This is a genomic window from Janthinobacterium sp. KBS0711, assembly GCF_000988085.1.
GTDB classification, from domain to species: domain Bacteria; phylum Pseudomonadota; class Gammaproteobacteria; order Burkholderiales; family Burkholderiaceae_D; genus Janthinobacterium; species Janthinobacterium lividum_E.
Window position 1 is genome coordinate 505223 of sequence record NZ_LBCO01000011.1, and the last position, 20063, is coordinate 525285.

A 20063-nucleotide genomic window follows, 5' to 3' on the forward strand; every position below is an offset into this window, starting at 1 on the left:
CGTGTTCCGCAAACAATTACTCTACATCACCAGCGACGCCCTGTGCGCCTACGACTGGGACCACGGCGTGCTGGGCCAGGGCCAGGCCTTTCCCGCCAGCGCGGCCGGGCTGGACGGTTTCGCCGCGTGGCTGGAAGACCCGCAGGCGCACCGTCTCGACGTGCCCGCCTACCTGCTGACGGACTTGATCGAGGAAGATTTCCAGCGCCAGCTGCTGCCCCACGTGCGCGGCAAGGCGGGCCGGGCCTTGCTGGAGCGGCGCAAGCAGCAATTGCACCGCGACACGCCGTACCGGGGCAGCACCCTGCTGGGCCGCGAAAACACGGGCCGCCACGACGACCAGGTGCTGTTCTTCGCCCTGACCAACCCGTCTCTGCTGCAGCCGTGGACGGAGGCGCTCGAACACCTGCGCGTGCCCGTGGCCGGCATCTATTCGACCAGCCTGCTCAGTATCGCGCTGGTCAAAAAACTGTCGATCGCGCATGAGCACTTGCTGCTGGTGACGCAGCAATCGGGCGGCTTGCGGCAAAGTTACTATGAAAAGGGCCAGCTGCGCTTTTCGCGCCAGACGGCCACCATCGCACTCGACGGCGTGGCCGTGAATATTGCGCTGGAAACGGAAAAGACGCGGCAATTTCTCACCAGCACGCGCATGCTGGCGCGCGGCGACGTCTTGAATACCGTCATCCTGGCGCCGGCCCCGCAAATTGCCAAGCTCGAATTGCTGTGTGATAACGGCGTCGAAGTGGCCTACCACTTCATCGACCTGCAACTGGCCGGCGAACGGGTGGGCTTGCGCCGGACGCCGGCGCTGGCCGACGAATTGCTGCTGACCTTGCTGGGCAAGCATCCGCCGTCCAGCCACTATCCGCCCGGCGCGCTGGCCCGCTATTACCACTTCCAGCGCGCGCGCAAGACGCTGTATGGCGCCAGCACGCTGATCGGCGCGTCGGCAGCCCTGTGGTGCGCGATTAACTTGCTCGGCGGCATAGCCGACGGGGCCACCATCGCGCGCCTGGCGCAGGAAACGGCGTCCTACCAGGAGCGCTACCGCAGCGTCATGTCGACCCAGCCGCCGGCGCCGGCCAAGACGCAGAACATGAAAGTGGCCGTGACCCTGGGCCACATGATCGCCAGCCAGGCGCCGGAACCGGGCCGTCTGCTGGGCATGCTGAGCGCCGCGCTGGACCAGGCGCCGCAGGTGGCGCTGGGCCAGCTGCACTGGCATGCGGGTCAGGCGCCCGCGCGCACGGCCAGCAATCAGCCGCCGCAACAGCACCAAAGTACGGGCGCGCCGACCGGCAGCGCCCTGGCCGGCATTCCCGTCGCGCCGCCGCAGGCGCTGCGCCTGGAAGCGGACGTGGCCATGCCGAACAACGATTACCGCGCGGCCCTGGCCGCCATCACGGCCTTCGCGCAAACCTTGGCGCGCCAGCCGGGCTTGCAAGTGACGATCGAAGAAACGCCGCTCGACCTGCGCCCCAGCGTGGCCCTGTCCGGCAAGAGCGCCGTGCCGGCCGCGGCCAGCCAGGCACGCTTCACCCTTCTGCTCGCGTGGCAGCCATGAGCGGCCCCGTCAAGCAGCCGCCCCTGCCCGGCATGCAGCGAGCCGCCACGTCCGCGCGCACCCTGCCCGCCTGGCTGGGTGAACTGCACCTGATACGCCGCGCCCTGCTGTGCTTTACGCTGACCATGCTGGCCAGCCTGGTGCTGCTGAGCCTGAGCATCGCCTACCGCGAGCGCGAAGCGCAGCAGCTGGACCTGGCCCAGCGCACGCGTTCGGCGGCCGCCATGCTGTTCAATCACGCGGAGGCGGAGAAGCAGGAAATCCGCGCCTACGAACCGCAATTCCTGGCCCTGGGCCGGCGCGGCCTGATCGGCGAGGAAAACCGCCTGGCCTGGATCGACGCCATCCGCCGCAGCCAGGAACAGCGCAAACTGCTGCCGATCAGCTATGACATCAGTCCGCAGCAAGGGCTGCAAGTGCCGCTGCCCATGGTGATGGGACAATATCAGCTACGCGGCAGCCGCATGCGCCTGCAGATGGATTTGCTGCACGAGATGGATTTGCTGAACCTGCTGGACGATTTGCGCCAGGCCGGCTATTTCGCCGTGCAGGATTGCTCGCTCAAGCGTCATGCGGCCGCCGCGGCCGCGGCCGGGCCGGGCAGCGGCGGTGTTGCAACGCCCACATTGGGCGCCGAATGCGAGCTGCTATGGTTGACATTGGGCAGCGCACCCGTGCCGGGGCGGCCATGAAGCGCACACTCGTCCTGCGCGCCTGCGTTCTGTACGCGCTGCTGGCTGGCACCGCGCTCACGGCCCAGGCACAGTCACAGTCACCGCAGCTGGGGCGCTTGTTCCTGTCGCCCGAGCAGCGCGCCCAGCTCGACGCGCAGCGCTACGGCCCGCCGGCGCCCGATCCGGCCCTGGCGGCACCCCCATCTCCGCCACCGCCACCGCCGCCCGCCCCGCCCGTGGAATTGAATGGCGTGGTACAGCGCAGCAGTGGCCGCTCTACCGTCTGGCTGAACCAGGAAGCGCAGAACGAGCCGCACAACCGTCTCGCGCGCGGCAAATCGGGCGCGCCCGGCACCCTGACCTTGCGCCTGTCGAACGGCCAGGTGGTGCTGCTGAAACCCGGCCAGCGCTACGATCCGGCCAGCGGCACGGTGACCGAAGCGCAGGAGGGCCAGCCATGACGCCGCGCCAACCTCATCGTCAACCGCGTCGCCAGCGCGGCGCCGCCCTGTTGCTGCTGGTGGCCGTGCTGGGCCTGGGTGCGGCCAGCCTGCTGATCAGCGCCTTCGGGCGCAACACGGGCGAAGCCGAACGCCAGCAGCGCACCCTGGCCACCCTGGCGCAGGCGCGCGACGCCTTGCTGGGCTTTGCGGCGACCAATGGCCGCCTGCCCCGCCCTGCCGCCTCCGCGCTCGATGGGCGCGAACGGGCCGCCGACTGCGCCGGCGACGCCGACTGCAGCGGCTTTTTGCCGTGGGTCGCGCTGGGCGTGGGCGGCGTGGATGCCTGGGGCAAGCTGCTGCGCTACAGCGTCACGCCGGAAATGGCGCGCGCGCCCATCGTCTCGTTTTCCGCCGTCGCCAACAGAGTCGTTGTGACGCGCGACGGGCACGGCGAATTCGCCTTCGTGGCTGGCCAGGCGCTGTGCGACGTCAGCGCCCAATGTCTGCCTGCCGTGTTGTTTTCGCAAGGCAAGGATCATCACGGCACGGCCGCCAGCGGCGTGACGCAGATCAATACGGCGCGCGGCAATATCGATGAAGCGGCCAACGACAGCGCCAGCCGCAGCTTCATTACCCGCCCCGCCACCGGGCTGGCCACGCTGCCCGGCGGCGCCTTTGACGACATGCTGACCTGGATTACCTTGCCCACCCTGTACCAACGCATGCGCGCCGCGCGCAACCTGCCATGAGCGCTCCCCATCCGCGCCGCCAGGCCGGCTTTTCCCTGATCGAGATCGCCATCGTGCTCGTCATCGTCGGCCTGATGATAGGCGGCCTCGTCACGCCGTTGACGGTGCAGCTGGAACAGCGCAAGGTAGCCGAGACGCAACAAGCGCTGAATGAAGCGAAGGAAGCGCTGACGGGTTACGCGTTGCGCTACGGCTACCTGCCGTGTCCCGCCATCTCCGCCATGAACGGCCTGGAAGACCGGCGCGGCACCCGCTGCACGGGCGAAAAACGCGCCGGCTTCCTGCCCTGGGCCACCCTGGGGCTGCGCCAGGGCGACAGCTGGAACCATCTGCTCCGCTACAGCGTCACGCCGGCCTTCAGCGACAGCGAGCAGCAGTTCCACCTGGGCACGCCGCGCGACATCAGCATCGTCACGCGCAATGGCGGCGCGCTGCTGCAGGCGACGGCCTTGAGCGACATCCCCGCCATGATCATGTCGCACGGAAAAAACGGTTTCGGCGCCATGGGCGTGCAGGGCCAGCGCCAGGCTGTGCCTTTCGGCAACAACGTCGACGAGCGCAATAATGCATCGAACGCCACCACCTTCATCAGCCGCGCCGCCAGCGGCCCGCAGCAGCCGGGCGGCGAGTTCGACGATATCGTCGTCTGGCTGTCGCCCAACATCCTGTTCAACCGCATGGTGGCGGCGCAAAGGCTGCCCCGCTGATGCCCATGCTCCGGCCCGCCCTCACCATCGCCCGCTACACGCTGCTCGAAGCGCTACGCAGCCGCCTGCCTTGGCTGTTCCTGCTGGCCGCCTGCGCCGCGGCCGGCCTGGCCGGCTTCCTGCAGCAACTGGCACTGACGGAAAGCGGCGCCGTGCAGGCGTCCTTGCTGGCGGCCGCCTTGCGCCTGGCCGGCGTCTTCCTGCTGGCCACGTTCATCATCACCAGCATGGCGCGCGAAGCGGCCGACCGGGGCCTCGAATTGCTGCTGGCGCTACCCATGCCGCGCGCGGCCTACCTGCTGGGCAAACTGCTGGGCTACGGGGCGCTGGCGGCCATGCCCGCCGTGCTGTTCGGCCTGCTGATGGCGCTGTTCGCCGCCCCCGAGCAAAGCGCGCTGTGGGCCCTGTCCCTGCTGGGAGAATTGTGGATCGTCGCCGCCTTCAGCCTGCTGTGCGCGGCCAGCTTGCAGCAGGCTCTGCCGGCGCTGGCCGCCACGGGCGGCTTTTATGTGCTGGCGCGCATGCTGGGCAGTCTGCAACTGCTGGCGCACGGCCCGCAGGCGGGCGATTCCTGGCCGCAACGGGCCACGGCCGGCGCCATCGACGTGCTGGCCCTGCTGCTGCCCCGCCTCGACACGTTTACGCGCACGGAATGGCTGCTGTACGCCACGGGCGACTGGCCAGCCCTGGCCGGCGTGGCGGCGCAAACGGCTATTTATGTGGCCTTGCTGGCCAGCTGCGCGCTGTGCGACTTTTACCGCAGGAACATCTGATGGCCGCCGCCCAGCGTCCCTGGACCAGCGTGCCGCGTCCCCTGTGCTGGCTGCTGGCGGCCTGCCTGCTGCTGCAGCTGGGCTGGCGCCTGGCGCAGCAGCACGCGCCCGCGCAGGCGCGGCCCCTGCCCGCCGCGCCGCCAGCTGACGTGGCGCGCCTGGCCAGTCTGGGCGAGCCGCTTGCCATGTCGAAGGCGATGCTGCTGTACCTGCAATCGTTCGAAGACCAGCCCGGCGTCAGCCTGCCGTGGGGCGCGCTCGACTACGACCGTCTGGCCGACTGGCTGGAGACGGCGCAAACGCTCGATCCGCGCAGCCGCTACGCGCTGGTCGCCGCCAGCGAGGTGTATGCGGGCGTGGCCGACCCGCAACGGGCGCGGCGCATGCTGGCCTTTGTCGCCGCCAGCTTCGCGGCCGACCCGCAGCAGCGCTGGCCCGCCATGGCGCAGGCCGTGCTGGTGGCCAAGCACCAGTTGCACGACCTGCCGCTGGCGCTCGGCTATGCAAGCGCGCTGCGCCAGCTGGCGACGGGGCCACACGTGCCACCATGGGTGCGCGAAATGGAAGCGTTCATCCTGGAAGACATGGACCAGCTCGACAGCGCCCGCCTGGTGATCGGCGGCCTGATCGCCAGCGGCCAGATCAGCGATCCGCACGAGCTCGCTTTCCTCGCGCGCAAGCTCGACGAACTGGCCAAAAAGAAACAGGCGGCGCCATGAGCCGCCGTCCGAAATGCCATGCGCGTGCGGCATCATTTGCAGTAAACTGCGATCCTGAAGCTGCCATACCCAGCACCTGCACTTTTTTCCAAGGAAATCCCATGCTCCCACGCCGCCAGCACGGCTTTACCCTCGTAGAAATCGCCATCGTCCTGGTCATCATCGGCTTGCTGCTCGGCGGCGTGCTCAAGGGACAAGGCTTGATCGATAGCGCCAAGGTGAAAAACATCATCCAGCAGTCGAATGCGCTGACGGCCGCCGTCAACGCCTACCAGGACAAGTTTCGCGCCCTGCCCGGCGACGACGTCCAGGGCACCGTGCACGTGCCCAATTCGGCCGGCAACGGCAATGGCGACGGCCAGATCGGCGACGGCCAGCCGCGCGAATTTACCCTGGCGCCGCAGCACCTGGCGCTGGGCGGCTTCATCACCGGCTCGTTCAACGGCACTTCGCAATTCATGACCAGCGCCCAGGGCGGCGCCGTCTACCTGTACAACGACGAAGTGGGCGGCCGGGCCGGCAACGGCATCCGTTTCGACAACCTGCCCGAGAGCTACGCGGAGCAGATCGACAGCAAACTCGACGATGGTGTGGCCAGCACGGGCAGCGTCAGGGCGAACATGCCCTATGGCAATGCCGGTGCTATCATCCCCCGCACCGCCGTCTTTTTCTAAGCCGCAAGTCACTATCGAAGGAATACCATGTCACTGCACCGCACACTCATCGTCTCCCTGGCCGCCTGCGCCTTGCTGGCCGGCAGCGCGCATGCCCAATACGTGGGACCGACGACCGGCCCGGCCGCGCCCGGCAATGTGGCCGCCATCCTGAAAAATCCCGTCGACGACCAGGCCGTCGTGCTGCGCGGCAATCTGCTGCGCAAAGTGGGCAACGAGAAATATACGTTCTCCGACGGCACGGCGGAAATCCGCGTGGACATCGACGACAAGGTCTTCATGAACCGCAAGATCGACGCCAGGACCCGCGTGGAAATCCGTGGCGAAGTGGAAAAAGATTTCATGGAAAGCCCGGAAATCGATGTCGACGTGCTGACCGTGGTTCCGTAAGTTTCCTTGCCATCCCGCCGCTGCGGCGGGATGGGCGTCACCCCTCCTCTGTATGCCTTGCGCAACCTTTTTTCCATTACAGAAACTAGGCTTGTCAGAACAATCAATTTCGTCTAGCATCTTTTCATTCTAGGTCAGCCAGCGCCAGCGTCAGCCTGCCTGTCGACTCATCCATTCTGGGAGCTTTCCGGGTGCAAGATTTGCCTTCGATACGCTCAAGAATTTCATGGCTGGTGCTCGCCTGGGTCATTCCGACGGCACTCGTTTTTCTCCTGCTTGTGGCGCAAAGTTACACGCGCGAACGCGACCATGTCGTCAACGAAACGGCGCAGGCGGCGCGCGCCGTGGCCGCCGCCGTCGAACGCGACCTGAGCGGCGCGCAGATGGCCGCGCGCATCCTGGCCGCCTCGCCCGCCCTGCAAAACGACGACATCGGCGCCCTGCGCGCCCTGGCCGGCAGCCTGCTGCAGCCGGGCCTGGCCGTCAGCGCCTTCATCGTGTCCGACGCCAAGGGCCGCCAGCTGATCAATACATCGTTACCCGCCAGCCAGGCGCCGCCACCGTTGCCGCAAAAATGGGCCGCCAGCATGGAGCGCACGCGCGACCACGGCAAGCCTCGGCTGACCAGTTTGCTGACGGCGCCGGACGAGCTGCCGCGGCTGGCCCTGAACCAACCATTGCCGCGCGACAAGGGTCCCGCCTATGTGCTGACGGCGCTTTACCCGCCCGACTACCTGCCCGTGCTGCTGCGCGAGCTGCACCTGCCCGCCTACCTGGGCGCGGCCATCGTCAATGCCGACGGCATCAACGTGGCGCGCACCCTGGCGCCGCAGCGTTATGTAGGCCAGCGCACCGTGGCGCCCCTGCTCGAGCAGATACGCCAGGCGCGCGAAGGCGTGCTGCGCCATGCCACCCTGGAAGGCCTCGACGTGTATACGGGCTTTCGCCGCGCGCCGGACGACACCTGGACAGTGGCCGTCACCATGCGCACCAGCACGGTGGCCGAAGCCCTGCTGGGCTCCGTGGTCACCGGTTCCCTCATCCTGGCCCTGCTGCTGGGCGCCGGCTTTGCCCTGGCCTGGCGCGTGGGCGGCCGTCTGGCCCGCACCCTGCACGAACTGACGCAGCAGATCCACGCGCTGGCGCAAGGCAAGCCCCTGCTCTCGAACCGGCACGCGGACCGCGAGTCGGCCGACATGGCAAGCGCCCTGGGCGCGCTGGAACGCGACTTGCGGCGCCACCGCACGCAGCTCGAAAGCCTGGTGGCAGAACGCACGCTGGCCCTGGAAAAATCCACGCGCCTGCTGGAAACCGTGTACGCGACGGCGCCCATCGGCATGCTGTTCGTGGGCCTGGACTTGCGCATCGTCATGATCAACCACTACCTGGCCGCCATCCACGGGGCCAGCGTGGCGCAGCATCTGGGCCGTCCCGTGGGCGCCATGCTGTTCGACGACGCCGTGCGCCTGGAGGTGGAGCGCTGCGTGCGCCAGGTGCTCGAAACGGGATTGCCCATCGTCGACCTCGAATTGCAAGGCCATGGCGGGCAGCAACGCGAGCAGCTGAGCCACTGGGTCGTCTCGTATCACCCGATCTTCGGCCCCGAGCAGCAGTTGCTGGGGGTATCGGGCCTGTGGCTGGACATTAGCGAACGCAAGCGCAGCGAAGCGGAGTTTCGCCGTTCGAAACACCTGTTCGGCACCATCATCGAAAACATCCCGGCCATGGTCTTCGTCAAGCGTGCCGACAAGCTGAGCTTTGAAATGATCAACCGCCACGCGGAACTGACCCTGGGACGTTCGCGCGAGCAATTGCTGGGCAAGACGGACCACGATTTTTTCCCGCCGCAGCAGGCGTCCGCTTTTGTGAGCGCCGACCGCAAGCTGCTGGCCACGGGGCAGATGGTGGAAATCGAACAGGAGGCCATCAACACAGCCGACGGCACGACGCGCCACTTCACCACGCGCAAGGTGGTCCTGCGCGACGATGCGGGGCGCGCCAGCCACGTGCTGGGGGTGTCGATCGACATCACGGAACGCAAGCGCGCCACCGAGGTGCTGCACGCCACCACCTTGCGCCTGGAACAGAGCGAGCGCTTCATCCGTACCGTCACCGACAATCTGCCCGGCATGGTGTCGTACTGGGGCGCCGATCTGCGTTGCCGCTTCGCAAATAATTTCTATAACGAATGGTTTGGCCGCAGCAGCGCCGAGCTGGCCGGCATCCACATGAGCGAATTGCTGGGGCAGGAACTGTTCGACGTGTATGCGCCCCATGTCGAGGGCGTGCTGGCGGGCCGGCCGCAAAGCTTCGAGCGCGACCTGCTCGACCCCACGGGTCAGGTGTGCCACACGTGGACCAACTACATTCCCGATGTCGACGATGGCGGCGGCGTGCGCGGCTTCTTCGTGCTGGCCTCGGACGTGTCCGAGCTCAAGCGCACGGAATTGCGTCTGCACGAACTCAACGAACAAATGGTGCGCGCGCGCGACAAGGCCGAGGCGGCCAGCACGGCGAAGAGCGAATTCGTCGCCAACATGAGCCATGAAATCCGCACGCCGATGAACGCCATCATCGGCCTGGCGCGCCTGCTGGAAGAGTCGCCGCTGGAACGGCGCGAGCGCAGCTATGTGGGCAAGATCCAGATGGCCACGCAGTCGCTGCTCAACATCGTCAACGACGTGCTCGATTTCTCCAAGATCGAGGCGGGACAAATGGTGCTGGAACAGCGCCGCTTCCAGCTCGAACGCATGCTGGGCAGCGTGGGCGTGCTGCTGGCCAGCAGCGCCTGGGCGCGCGGCGTGGAGCCCGTGTTCGTGCTCGACCCGCGCGTGCCGGACGAACTGATCGGCGACTCCCTGCGCGTGGAACAGATCCTCATCAACCTGATGGGCAACGCCGTCAAGTTCACCGCGCATGGCGAAGTGGTGCTGTCCATCGCCATGGCGGCAGAGGATGCGGCCGGCGCGACGCTCGAGTTTTCCGTGCGCGACACGGGCATCGGCATCGGCGCGGCCGAGCAGGAGCACATCTTCGACGCGTTTTCCCAAGGCGACAGCGGCACCAGCCGGAAATACGGCGGCACGGGACTGGGGCTGGCCATCTGCCGGCGCATGGTGGAATTGATGGGCGGCCAGCTCAGCGTGAAAAGCACGCTGGGCGTAGGTTCCGACTTCCGTTTCAGCTGCCGTTTCGACAAGGTGGCGGCATCGCCCGAGACGCCCGGCAAGGGCGCGCCCAGGGAGCTGTCGCTGCTGATCATCGACGACAACGCCAGCGTGCGCGCCATGCTGGAAGACTGGTGCGCGGCGCAGGGCTGGCACAGCCGCAGCGCCGACAGCGGCGCGGCCGGCCTGGCCCTGCTGCGCAAGCATGCCGGCGGCGAACGGGCGGCCGATCTTGTGCTGCTGGACGCGGCCATGCCGGGCATGGATGGCATTTCCATGCTCACCGAGGCGCGCACCGACGAACACCTGGCGCTGCCGCCCGTGATCATGCTGGTGGCCGACCAGGATAGCGAAAACCTCGAACGCCTGGCCGACAGCCTGATGCTGGCCGGCATCGTCTCGAAACCGGCCACCCCGGCGCGCCTGCTGGCGGCCGTCACGGCCGTGCGGGATGGACGCAATGGCCGCAGCGCGCCATCCGTGCTGCCCGTTTCCACGCCCTTGTCGGGCTTGCTGGAAGGCATGCGCGTCCTGCTGGTGGAAGACAATGAAATCAACCAGGAAGTGGCGCAGTACATCCTGCTGCACTCGGGCGCGCGCGTGGCCGTGGCGGCCAACGGCAGGCTGGCCGTCGACATGCTGGCGCACAGCCCGCAAGCGTGGGACGTGGTGCTGATGGATTTGCAGATGCCCGTCATGAATGGCTACGACGCCACGCTGGCCATCCGCGCGCTGGGCTTGCCGGACTTGCCCATCGTCGCCATGACGGCCAACGCCATGGACGAGGACCGCCTGCGCGCCATTGCCAGCGGCATGAATGCGCACGTGGCCAAGCCCATCGATGTCGACGACATGATCGAGACCCTGACCCGGCTGGTGCCGGCGCCGCCGGGCGCGGCCACTGGCGGCGGTGCCATTCCGGCCGACAATGCCGCCGCGTGGATGCCCGATGTGCCGGCCATGGTGCCAGGCATCGACCTGGCTGCGGCCCTGCACCGCTTCGGCGGCGATTACGGCGCCTTCCTGGCCCTGCTCAAGCGCTTTGAAAATTCGCAAGGCGACGCCGTCGAGGAAACCGGGCGCCTATTGGCCGCTGGCCAGGCGCGGCAGGCGGCGCAACTGCTGCACCGCGTGTGCGGCGTGGCGGCCAACTTGGGCGCCACGCGCGTCGCCAGCCTGGCCGGCGACGCGGAAAAATCGCTGCACGGGGGCGGTTCGCAAGCTACCGCCGCCTTGCTGGGACAGCTGGAACTGGCGATGGCCGAAGTCATCGAAGCGGCGCGCGCCCTGCCCTCGCCCCTGCGGCGCGGCCAGCCTGCACAAGCCGCGCCCGGCAGCGCACCGCTCGACCTGCGCGCCGGCCTGGCCGACCTGCTCGTCCTGATCCGCAACAATAACCTGAAGGCGCTGGCCCAATTCCACGCCCTGCACCCCGCCCTACAACAATCAGACCGGGAAGCGGCCCTGGCGCTGGCAAACGCGATCGAGACACTGAACTTTTCCGAAGCGGAAAAACTCGTGCTCGATCAGCTGAAACGAGAGGAAAACAAGTGAGCTGGACCAACCTTGCCATGAACGGGCGCATCCTCATCGTCGATGACGCCATGGAAAACATCCAGATCCTGCACCAGCTGCTGCGCGAGGAACACGACGTGCTGTTCGCCCTGAGCGGCGAGAAGGCGCTGGAAATCGCACATAATCAACTGCCGGACCTGATCCTGCTCGACGCCGTCATGCCCGGCATGGATGGCTATGCCGTGTGTAACGCGCTGCGCGAATCGGCCATCCTCAGCGCCATCCCCGTCATCTTCGTCACGGCCCTGAACCAGCCCGAGGACGAGACGCGGGCGCTGGAAGCGGGCGCCGTCGATTTCATCACGAAACCGTTCAACGCGGCCGTCGTGCGGGCCCGCGTGCGCAGCCAGCTGACCATCAAGCGGCAAGCCGACGCCATGCGCGAACTGTCGCTGACGGATTCGCTGACGGGCGTGGCCAACCGGCGCAGCTTCAACGACACGATGGACAGCGAATGGCGGCGCTGCGCGCGCGACGGCATGCCGATGGCCCTCATCATGGCCGATATCGACCACTTCAAGGATTACAACGATACCTATGGCCACCAGGCGGGTGACCTGTGCCTGCAGCAGGTAAGCGCCGCCCTGCGCCGCTGCGCCGTACGCCCGCCCGACCTGCTGGCGCGCTACGGCGGCGAGGAATTCATCATCCTGCTGCCGCAGGAAACGCGCGACGGCGCCGAAGTGGTGGCCCAGCGCATCCTCGACGAAGTGCGCGCGCTGGACATTCCCCACGCCAGGTCGAGCGTCGGCCCGCACGTCACCGTCAGCCTGGGCATGGCCAGCGTCATGCCCACGGAAGGCATGGACCCGAGCGCCCTGATCCGCGCAGCCGACGCCCTGCTGTATCGCGCCAAGCATACGGGACGGGACAGGTATTGCGCGTCGGAGGGGGAGTGAGCAGGCAGGCTATAGGCTCTTTGCGTCGGCTTACGCCCTGCGGGCTAAGCCGACCTACGCCGACCTATGCGGCGAGCTTGGCTTATCGTTCAGGGATAGCAGCGCATCAGGAACTCCGCCACGCACACGGGTTTGGTGTCGCCTTCCCTCTCCATGGTGACGGCCCAGTTCACTTGCGCCCCTTCCGGCAAGTCGTCGACGGACAGGATGTCGAGCCGCGCGCGCAAACGGCTGCCCACGGGCACGGGGGCGGGGAAGCGCACTTTATTCAAGCCATAGTTGATCGCCATGCGGATGCCGGCCATGTGCAAGGCGCCCTGCAACATGGCCGGCAGCAGCGATAACGTCAAAAAGCCGTGCGCCACGGTGCAGCCGTACGGCGACTCGCGCGCACAGCGCTCCGCGTCGACGTGGATCCACTGATGGTCGTCCGTGGCGTCGGCAAACGTATCGATGCGCTGCTGGGTGATGGTGAGCCAGTCGGAGACGGCCACGTGCTGTCCCGCCAGGGCCTGGAAACCGGCGATGCCGGCGATATCACGCATGCTGCTCTCCTGCAGGACGGCGGCCGAACATGCCCATGCCTTCGACGGTGGTGACCACCTCGCCATGCTGGTTGCGCACGCTCCACACGGAAATGACAATGCCGCGGTCCGGCTTCGACGTGGACGGACGCACTTCCTTGACCTGGTAGGTCAATTGCAAGGTGTCGCCCGCGCGCACGGGCTTGAGCCAGCGGATGCTGTCCAGGCCGGGCGAGCCCATGCTGGACGAATGCTTGAGCAGATTGTCCACCACCAGGCGCATCATCATGCCGCACGTATGCCAGCCGCTGGCAATGACGCCCTTGAAGATGGTCTTTTCGGCGGCCTCATGGTCGACATGGAATGGCTGTGGATCGAAATCCGTGGCGAAGGCGATGATTTCCTTCTCCGTCACATGGCGCTGGCCCAGGTCGATTTCCAGGCCTTGCGTAAAGTCTTCGAAATACCAGTGTTTCGGGGTGATGGCAGGCGATGCGGTCATGCGGTCTCCGTCGGCAAGAAGCCCGGCTGGGCGATAAAACGCTCGATGTGATGCTCCACGTCGCCCAGGGTCAGGGCGATCATGGAAAGGCGCTTGAAATGGTGGGCGGCGGGCAATTCATCCGTGACGCCCATGCCGCCATGCAATTGCACGGCTTGCTGGCCGACAAAGGTGGCGGCCAGTCCCACCCGCGCCTTGGCGGCGGAAACCGTGCGGCGTCGCTCGGCCGCATCTTCGCTGTCAACCTTGGCGGCGGCCAGCATGGCCATCGAGCGCGCCTGCTCCAGGTGGATGAACATGTCGGCCATGCGGTGCTGCAAGGCCTGGAACTTGCCGATCGGCGCGCCGAACTGCTGGCGCGTCTTCAAGTACTCGAGGGTGGCGGCAAAGATGGCGTCCATGGCGCCCACGGCTTCCGCGCACAGCAGCGCGGCGCCATAGTCGAGCGCCGCGTCCAGCACGGGCCAGCCCTGCCCCGCCTGGCCGATAAGAGCGTCGTGGCCCAGCACCACTTGCACGAGGGTGACGGTGGCGGCGCGCTGGCCGTCGATGGTGCGGTAGTCGCGCACGCTGACACCGGGCGCGTCGGCGGGCACGAGGAACAGCGAGATGCCATCCGTATCCATCTGGCCGCCGCTGCTGCGCGCCGAGACGATCAAGGCGCCCGCCTGGGCGCCGTGGATGACGACGGTTTTCTCGCCATCGAGCACGAAGCCGTCGCCGCTGGCCTTGGCGGTCGTGGCGATATCGTGCATATCGTGGCGCGACTGGCGTTCTCCCAGCGCGCAAGCGAGTTTCAGGCTGCCGCTGGCGACTTGTTCCAGCACGCTGTCGTGACCGCCCGCCAGGCTCAGGAAGCGCGCGCCCAGCACGGTGGCGAAATAGGGCTCGACCACCAGGCCGCGGCCCAGTTCCTGCATCACCAGCAGCATGTCGACGGCCGTGCCGTCGAAGCCGCCCGCGCCGGCCGGCAACGGCAAGGCCGTCATGCCCAGTTCGGCCAGGGTGGCCCAGGCCGCGTCAGACGTACCCGTGGCCGAGTGGACGATCTGCTTGCGCGTTTCAAACGGGTAATCCTTGTCGACCCAGCGCCTGAGCGCATCGGCGAATTGCTGCTGTTCCTGATTAAATTGGAAGTCCATGTCGTCTCCTTCTGGCTTACAGGCCCAGGATCATCTGCGTGATGATGTTTTTCTGGATTTCATTCGAGCCGCCATAGATCGATGTCTTGCGGTAATTGAAGTAGTACGCGGCCAGCGGCGCGGCCAGGTCGTCGCCGCCAGCACTGTGTTGCGCGCTGCCGTCAAGAAAATCCGGGTCGAACGGCAAGGCTTGCGGGCCGATGGCTTCGACCATCAGTTCCGTCAGTTGCTGCTGCAATTCCGAGCCGCGCACCTTCAGCATCGACGCCTGCGGTCCCGGCCCCTTGCCCTCTTCGCTGATGACGCGCAAGACCGTCATTTCCAGCGCCATCAATTCGATTTCCAGAGTAGCGACCTTGGCGGCAAAGGCGGGATCGTGCAGCAGCGGCGCGCCGCGCTTGCTTTGCTGCATGGCCAGTTGTTTGAGGAACGTCAGCTCGCGCTTGGAGCGGCCGACGGCAGCGATGCCCGTGCGTTCGTGGCCCAGCAGATACTTGGCGTAGGTCCAGCCCTTGTTTTCCTGGCCCACCAGATTGCTGACGGGCACGCGCACATTGTCGAAGAAGACTTCGTTCACTTCGTGTTCTTCATCGAGCATGATGATGGGGCGCACGGTGATGCCCGGCGTTTTCATGTCGATCAGCAAGAAACTGATGCCTTCCTGCTTGCGCACCGTGCTGTCCGTGCGCACCAGGCAAAAGATCATGTCCGCGTGCTGGCCCAGGGTCGTCCAGGTTTTCTGGCCATTCACGATGTAATGGTCGCCGTCGCGCTGGGCCGTCGTTTTCAGGGAAGCGAGGTCGGAACCGGCGCCCGGTTCGGAATAACCCTGGCACCACCAGTCGTCGCAGTTCAAAATGCGCGGCAAGTAGTATGCTTTTTGCTCGGCGTTGGCGAAAGCCATGATGACGGGCGCCACCATGTTGACGCCGAATGGCAGAATCGGCGGCGTGGCGGCGCGCGCGCACTCGTCTTCCCAGATATGGCGCTGCACGGCCGTCCAGCCCGTGCCGCCATATTCGACGGGCCAGGCCGGCGCGGCCCAGCCCTGCTGCGCGACAATCTTGTGCCAGCGCACGTAATCATCGCGGTTCAGGCGCAGATGCTGGCGCACCTTGCGCTGCAAATCCGCCGGCAAATGGGTGTCGAGGAAGGCGCGCACCGTGTCGCGGAAGGCCATCTCCTCGGCCGTGTAATGCAGGTCCATGTCTGTCTCCTTGTTCTTATCGGTTGCCGTGATGACTGCACGCAAGGAAGCTCAGCGCACAAAAAAGCACGACCGTTCTCAAGGATTGTACAACAGATTGAACGTGACGCCAGGGGTTTTACGATGGCTGGCGCGCAAGGGAAGTCGGTGCAATCGGCTGGCTGGCGTAGCCACTTCGCCTATGTGTGCGACAGAATATTGATGAGCTTGCCGAACGGGTCGCGCACGAAAAACCGCCGGACACCCCAAGGTTCATCGGTGAGGCCATATTCAATGGGAAACCCTGCTCCGGACATGCGTTCAAAAGCGGTATCCACGTCATCGACTTCAATGGAAAGGTCGGGCACGGCAGTGTTCGAGCCGCCTTCCGTCGCGAAACTCACTTGAACGTTCATCTCGGTCTGCGAACCATACGTCATGATCCAGCCGTGGTCCATCAACAGGCTCAGGCCCAGCACTTCCTCGTAAAACTTCCGCGCCAGGCCCGGATCCGACGCCGGGAAATTTGCAACGATGCGCTTGACTTGCATAGTTTTTCTCCTTGTCAATATAAGCTTAGAGCTCTATTTTCCAAACCTGCTCAATATCGTCATCCACTTCTCCAGGCATGGCCGCTTCTGACGAAACTGCCATCTTCCGCAATTACCTTTGAAGCAACAAGCCCCGCAGCAGCAATTCCAATGCAGCAGTTCCTTTTACCAGGCGCGCCTTGCCTTCGTCGCCGTCGGCGATCCAGAACGCCGCTTCCGCCAGGCTGCCGTAGATCAGCGAAGCCAATGCCTGCGGGCAAGCGTCGGCCACGATGCCTTGATGAATCAGCTGCTGGATAAGCCCTTGCATCGACTCGAGGCAATGGCGCTGCGAGTCCGGTGAAGCGCCGCCCAGGACCGCCCTGGCATCGCGCAACACGATGCGCTGAATGTCCGGTTCCAGGGCCATCTCCAGATAGGCACGGCAGCGATGGCGAAAGCCTTCCCACAGGTCTGCGGTGCTGTCGGAGATGGCTTGCAGGCGGCCATCCATTTCCGCGTCGATCTGCTCCACCACCGCCAGCAGCAAGCCCTTCTTGTCGCCGAAGTGATGATACAGCGCCCCCCGCGTCAGCCCTGCCTGCGCGGTGAGGTCGTCCATGGACGTGTCGGCATACCCGCGCTCGCTGAACACTTTGCGCGCGGTGGCCAGCAACGAGGCACGGGTTTCTTCCATTTCCACACGGGTGCGGCGAACCATTGTTTTCTCCTTGCATACGTAGCGTATGATTGTTTACATACAGTGCGTATGAATATATACTTTATTCATACGCGATGTATGTATTATCGCCGCGGCGTGTTTCCGTTGCAAGCGGGGCACGGCCCGTTTATCGCCTGATCACATGAAGGATATGCACCATGAGTACATCTTCCTGCGCTGCCGCAGAAACTTCCGTCCGCCACCCGTGGCTGGCGGTCACCGCTGTCGGCATGGCCACCTTTTCCGTCGTGACGACGGAAATGCTCCCGGTCGGCCTGTTGACGCCGATTGCCGACACCCTCGGCACCTCCACGGGAACGGCCGGCCTGATGATCTCGCTGCCAGCATTGCTGGCCGCCTTATTCGCGCCGCTGGTCGTGCTTGCATCGGGAAGCCTGGACAGGCGCAAGATACTCTGCGGTTTGCTGACGCTCTTGGTGATCGCGAACATTGCCTCGGCCCTGGCGCAGAACATGGCGTGGATGCTGGCGGCGCGGGTACTCGTCGGTTTTTGCATGGGCGGCATCTGGGCCATCGCCGGCGGCCTCGCTTCCCGGCTGGTTCCTGCCCGCTCGGTTGGTTTGGCAACGTCGGTCATCTTCGGTGGCGTGGCGGCCGCTTCCGTGCTGGGCGTGCCGCTAGGCGCACACATCGGCGACCTCGCAGGATGGCGCTGGGCCTTCGGCGTCATGGCGCTGTTCAGCGGCCTGGTACTGGCGCTGCATCTGGCCGTCATTCCTGCACTGCCCGCTGCCGCTTCCGCGACCTTGCGCCAATTCGGCAACCAACTGCGCAACAGGCGGTTGCAAGCGGGACTGCTTCTGACCCTGCTGCTGGTGACCAGCCATTTCATGGCCTTTACCTTCGTGCGCCCGCTACTGCTGTCCGTGTCGGGCTTCGATACGCAATGGCTGGGCGCACTGCTGTTTGCCTATGGCTTCGCGGGCATCATTGGAAACTTCCTGGCCGGTGTCGCCGCGGCGCGGCGCACGGCGACTACCATCATCGCCATCTCGGGCGGCCTGCTGCTCACGCCGCTGCTGTTCCTCGCTGTCGGCGAGTCCGGCATCGGCGGCGGCACGGTGCTGCTGGCCTGGGGACTGGCCTACGGCGGCGTATCGGTCGGCCTGATGACCTTGATGATGAAGGCGGCGCCCGGCGCCGTGGAAATCGTCGCCGCGCTGTATGTGGGTGTCTTCAATATCGGCATTGCGCTCGGGGCGTGGACCGGTGGCCAAGCCGTCGACAGGCTGGGCCTCTCGGCCAACCTGTGGCTTGCCGCAGGATTTGCCGCTGCCGCCTTGCTGCTGGCGTCTGGCATCAGCGTTGCTGGAGCAGACAAGCAGCCTGGCGCTGCAAGAAATTGACTCCAGCCGTCATCAGCCATACAAGTGCAGCAGCACTTGCACGGCCACGATCTTGACGATGGTCATGCTGGGGAAAATCATGGCGTAGCCGAGGTTCGGCCGGTCCGACTTGGCCAGGCGGTTGGCGAACACCAGCACGGCCGGGTTGCCCGTGGCGCCGGCCGCGATACCGAGCAATTCAGGAAACGGCAGGCGCAGGAAGACCTTGCCCAGGATGACGACAAGGGCCACCACCACCAGCACCGTCACGGCGCCGAGCGCCAGCATGGGCAAGCCGTCGGCGCCCACTTGCTGCACGAAGGGCAAGCCGGACGCCATGCCCACGGAGGCGAGGAAAATCGTCAAGCCATAGTTGCGCATGACCAGGTTGGCCGACAGCGGCAGGCGCCAGCTGATCTTGCCGACTCGGCCCAGGCGGCCCAAAATCAGCGCCATCACCAGCGGCCCGCCGGCCAGGCCCAGGCTGAACGAGCCTATCCACGGCAAGGGAATAGGCAAGAGGCCCAGCAGCACGCCCAAGACCATGCCCATGCCCAGCGACACATAGCTGAACTCGGCCGTGGCCGTGATGGAATTGCCGAAGAGCTTGCGCACGTCGGCCGCATGTTTGGCCGGCGCGATGGCCATCACCCTGTCGCCGAATTCCAGGGTCAGGAACGGATGGGGCAAAATCATGGCGTCGCCGCGGCGGACGAACGCGATCTGCAGGGGGAAATCCTTGGCCAGGTTCAGCTCGCCCAAGGGCACGCCGACGATTTCCGCGTCCGACACAAACACTTCCGTGCCATCAAAATCGCTGCGGTCCTTCATCAGGCGGCCCGGGTCCAGATGGCCCAGCGCCGTGCGCGCCGCTTCCACGCCCGCCACCGTGCCCGACACCATCAGCGCATCGCCCACGCCAAGCACGAGGCTTGGGTCGGGCAAACGGTTCTGGTGGCCCTGGCGCACGCCGATCACTTGCACGCCAGCCAGGGGGCCGTCGGCCAGTTCGGACAGGGCCGCGCCTGCCAATTTGGCTGCGTCGATGGTGATTTCGGAGACGACGATGGGCGCCGGCGGCGGCGTCAGCACGGGTTTTAGTATGCGCCCGGCCAGGTACAGGCCCAGCATGGGGCCGACGACGCCGAACGGATACGCGACGGCATAGCCGACTGCCGCGTCGCCATTGCCGTGCGACGCTTCCAGCGCCGCCTGCAAGGCGGCCGTGCTGGTCATGGCGCCGGCAAACACGCCGCTGGCCATGCGCAGCGAGATATCGATCCATTGCCCGCCCCAGATGGACACGGCCAGGCCGCCCATGACGGCGACAAAGGCGATCAGATTGTGTTTCTGTCCCGCGCCGCGCAAGCCGGCGAAAAACTGTACGCCGTACTGCACGCCGATGCCATACAGGAACAGCAGCAAGCCGATGGAGCCGACCATCGGCGCCGGCACGGAAGCGGGAGCAAAGGCGCCCAGCGCCAGCCCCGCGAACAGCACGCCGCCCACGCCCAGCGAAAAGCCGAACACGCTGATGCGCCCCAGCGCATAACCGGCGCCGATAACGAGGAACAGGGCGAGGATGGGCGACGATTCCAGGGTATGGCGGAAGAGTTCAAGCATGGGGCAGCCTTATTCTGGGGAAGGCCCAGTTTAACATGCACAAAAGCAACACGATGGCGATGACGACAAGCAAGCGTGCGCAGCTTTGCGCCACAAAACGGTGTCCAGTCCTAAAATAGGTTGACAGTATTTATTGCTATCTAAACGCCCGA

Annotated in this window: 19 protein-coding genes; 12 read left to right on the forward strand and 7 right to left on the reverse strand. The window is 65.9% G+C overall.

The genetic code is table 11. From position 1 onward, the window contains the following. Window position 1 precedes the first annotated feature (1 nt). From VM94_RS08610 to VM94_RS08660, 11 genes are all read left to right on the forward strand, one after another. Window positions 2-1567, forward strand: a complete 1566-nt coding sequence (locus VM94_RS08610; RefSeq protein ID WP_046683047.1) for a hypothetical protein — start codon at window positions 2-4, stop codon at window positions 1565-1567. Continuing rightward, entirely contained in the window at window positions 1564-2259 is a 696-nt protein-coding gene (locus tag VM94_RS08615; RefSeq protein ID WP_235432879.1) for a hypothetical protein, read from the forward strand. Before VM94_RS08610 ends, VM94_RS08615 begins: the two co-directional genes overlap by 4 nt. Further along, window positions 2256-2702 (forward strand): hypothetical protein, encoded by a 447-nt coding sequence (locus tag VM94_RS08620; protein WP_046683048.1) that lies wholly within the window; start codon window positions 2256-2258, stop codon window positions 2700-2702. Before VM94_RS08615 ends, VM94_RS08620 begins: the two co-directional genes overlap by 4 nt. Further along, window positions 2699-3433, forward strand: coding sequence for a hypothetical protein (locus tag VM94_RS08625; RefSeq protein WP_046683049.1), 735 nt, complete (start codon window positions 2699-2701; stop codon window positions 3431-3433). The genes VM94_RS08620 and VM94_RS08625 overlap by 4 nt, the downstream gene beginning before the upstream one ends. Next, a complete protein-coding gene (locus VM94_RS08630) occupies window positions 3430-4140 on the forward strand; it encodes a type II secretion system protein (RefSeq protein ID WP_046683050.1) in 711 nt (236 codons plus the stop codon). Before VM94_RS08625 ends, VM94_RS08630 begins: the two co-directional genes overlap by 4 nt. Beyond that, window positions 4140-4913, forward strand: coding sequence for an ABC transporter permease subunit (locus VM94_RS08635; RefSeq protein ID WP_046683051.1), 774 nt, complete (start codon window positions 4140-4142; stop codon window positions 4911-4913). Before VM94_RS08630 ends, VM94_RS08635 begins: the two co-directional genes overlap by 1 nt. Next, window positions 4913-5632, forward strand: a complete 720-nt coding sequence (locus VM94_RS08640; protein WP_046683052.1) for a hypothetical protein — start codon at window positions 4913-4915, stop codon at window positions 5630-5632. Before VM94_RS08635 ends, VM94_RS08640 begins: the two co-directional genes overlap by 1 nt. A 101-nt stretch (window positions 5633-5733) precedes the next feature. Next, window positions 5734-6306, forward strand: a complete 573-nt coding sequence (locus tag VM94_RS08645; protein ID WP_046683053.1) for a prepilin-type N-terminal cleavage/methylation domain-containing protein — start codon at window positions 5734-5736, stop codon at window positions 6304-6306. A gap of 27 nt (window positions 6307-6333) precedes the next feature. Next, window positions 6334-6696, forward strand: a complete 363-nt coding sequence (locus VM94_RS08650; protein WP_046683054.1) for a NirD/YgiW/YdeI family stress tolerance protein — start codon at window positions 6334-6336, stop codon at window positions 6694-6696. 233 nt (window positions 6697-6929) lie between these two features. Beyond that, the gene (locus VM94_RS08655) at window positions 6930-11417 is read left to right on the forward strand and encodes a PAS domain-containing protein (RefSeq protein WP_235432880.1); all 4488 of its coding nucleotides are present in this window, start codon (window positions 6930-6932) and stop codon (window positions 11415-11417) included. Continuing rightward, on the forward strand, window positions 11414-12337 hold the full coding sequence (locus tag VM94_RS08660) for a diguanylate cyclase domain-containing protein (RefSeq protein WP_082127627.1): 924 nt from the start codon (window positions 11414-11416) through the stop codon (window positions 12335-12337). The genes VM94_RS08655 and VM94_RS08660 overlap by 4 nt, the downstream gene beginning before the upstream one ends. An 89-nt stretch (window positions 12338-12426) precedes the next feature. On the opposite strand, the gene VM94_RS08665 is transcribed toward VM94_RS08660, so the two are convergent. The 6 genes from VM94_RS08665 to VM94_RS08690 form a co-directional block, all read right to left on the reverse strand. After that, window positions 12427-12882: a MaoC family dehydratase gene (locus tag VM94_RS08665; RefSeq protein WP_046683056.1), complete on the reverse strand. Its 456-nt coding sequence runs from the start codon at window positions 12880-12882 to the stop codon at window positions 12427-12429. Then, a complete protein-coding gene (locus VM94_RS08670; protein ID WP_046683057.1) occupies window positions 12875-13363 on the reverse strand; it encodes a MaoC family dehydratase in 489 nt (162 codons plus the stop codon). Before VM94_RS08670 ends, VM94_RS08665 begins: the two co-directional genes overlap by 8 nt. Next, window positions 13360-14505, reverse strand: coding sequence for an acyl-CoA dehydrogenase family protein (locus tag VM94_RS08675; RefSeq protein WP_046683058.1), 1146 nt, complete (start codon window positions 14503-14505; stop codon window positions 13360-13362). The genes VM94_RS08670 and VM94_RS08675 overlap by 4 nt, the downstream gene beginning before the upstream one ends. 16 nt (window positions 14506-14521) lie before the next feature. Continuing rightward, entirely contained in the window at window positions 14522-15712 is a 1191-nt protein-coding gene (locus VM94_RS08680; RefSeq protein ID WP_046683059.1) for an acyl-CoA dehydrogenase family protein, read from the reverse strand. Window positions 15713-15891: 179 nt separating this feature from the next. Next, entirely contained in the window at window positions 15892-16242 is a 351-nt protein-coding gene (locus tag VM94_RS08685) for a VOC family protein (protein WP_046683060.1), read from the reverse strand. A gap of 112 nt (window positions 16243-16354) precedes the next feature. After that, the gene (locus tag VM94_RS08690) at window positions 16355-16942 is read right to left on the reverse strand and encodes a TetR/AcrR family transcriptional regulator (RefSeq protein WP_046683061.1); all 588 of its coding nucleotides are present in this window, start codon (window positions 16940-16942) and stop codon (window positions 16355-16357) included. A 158-nt stretch (window positions 16943-17100) separates the two neighbouring features. Between VM94_RS08690 and VM94_RS08695 the strand changes: the two genes are divergently transcribed. Further along, complete coding sequence (locus tag VM94_RS08695) at window positions 17101-18309, forward strand: MFS transporter (protein WP_046683062.1); 1209 nt, start codon at window positions 17101-17103, stop codon at window positions 18307-18309. 12 nt (window positions 18310-18321) lie between these two features. Here VM94_RS08695 and VM94_RS08700 read toward each other — a convergent pair whose 3' ends face one another. Further along, on the reverse strand, window positions 18322-19911 hold the full coding sequence (locus tag VM94_RS08700; RefSeq protein ID WP_046683063.1) for an aspartate:alanine exchanger family transporter: 1590 nt from the start codon (window positions 19909-19911) through the stop codon (window positions 18322-18324). Window positions 19912-20063 lie beyond the last annotated feature (152 nt).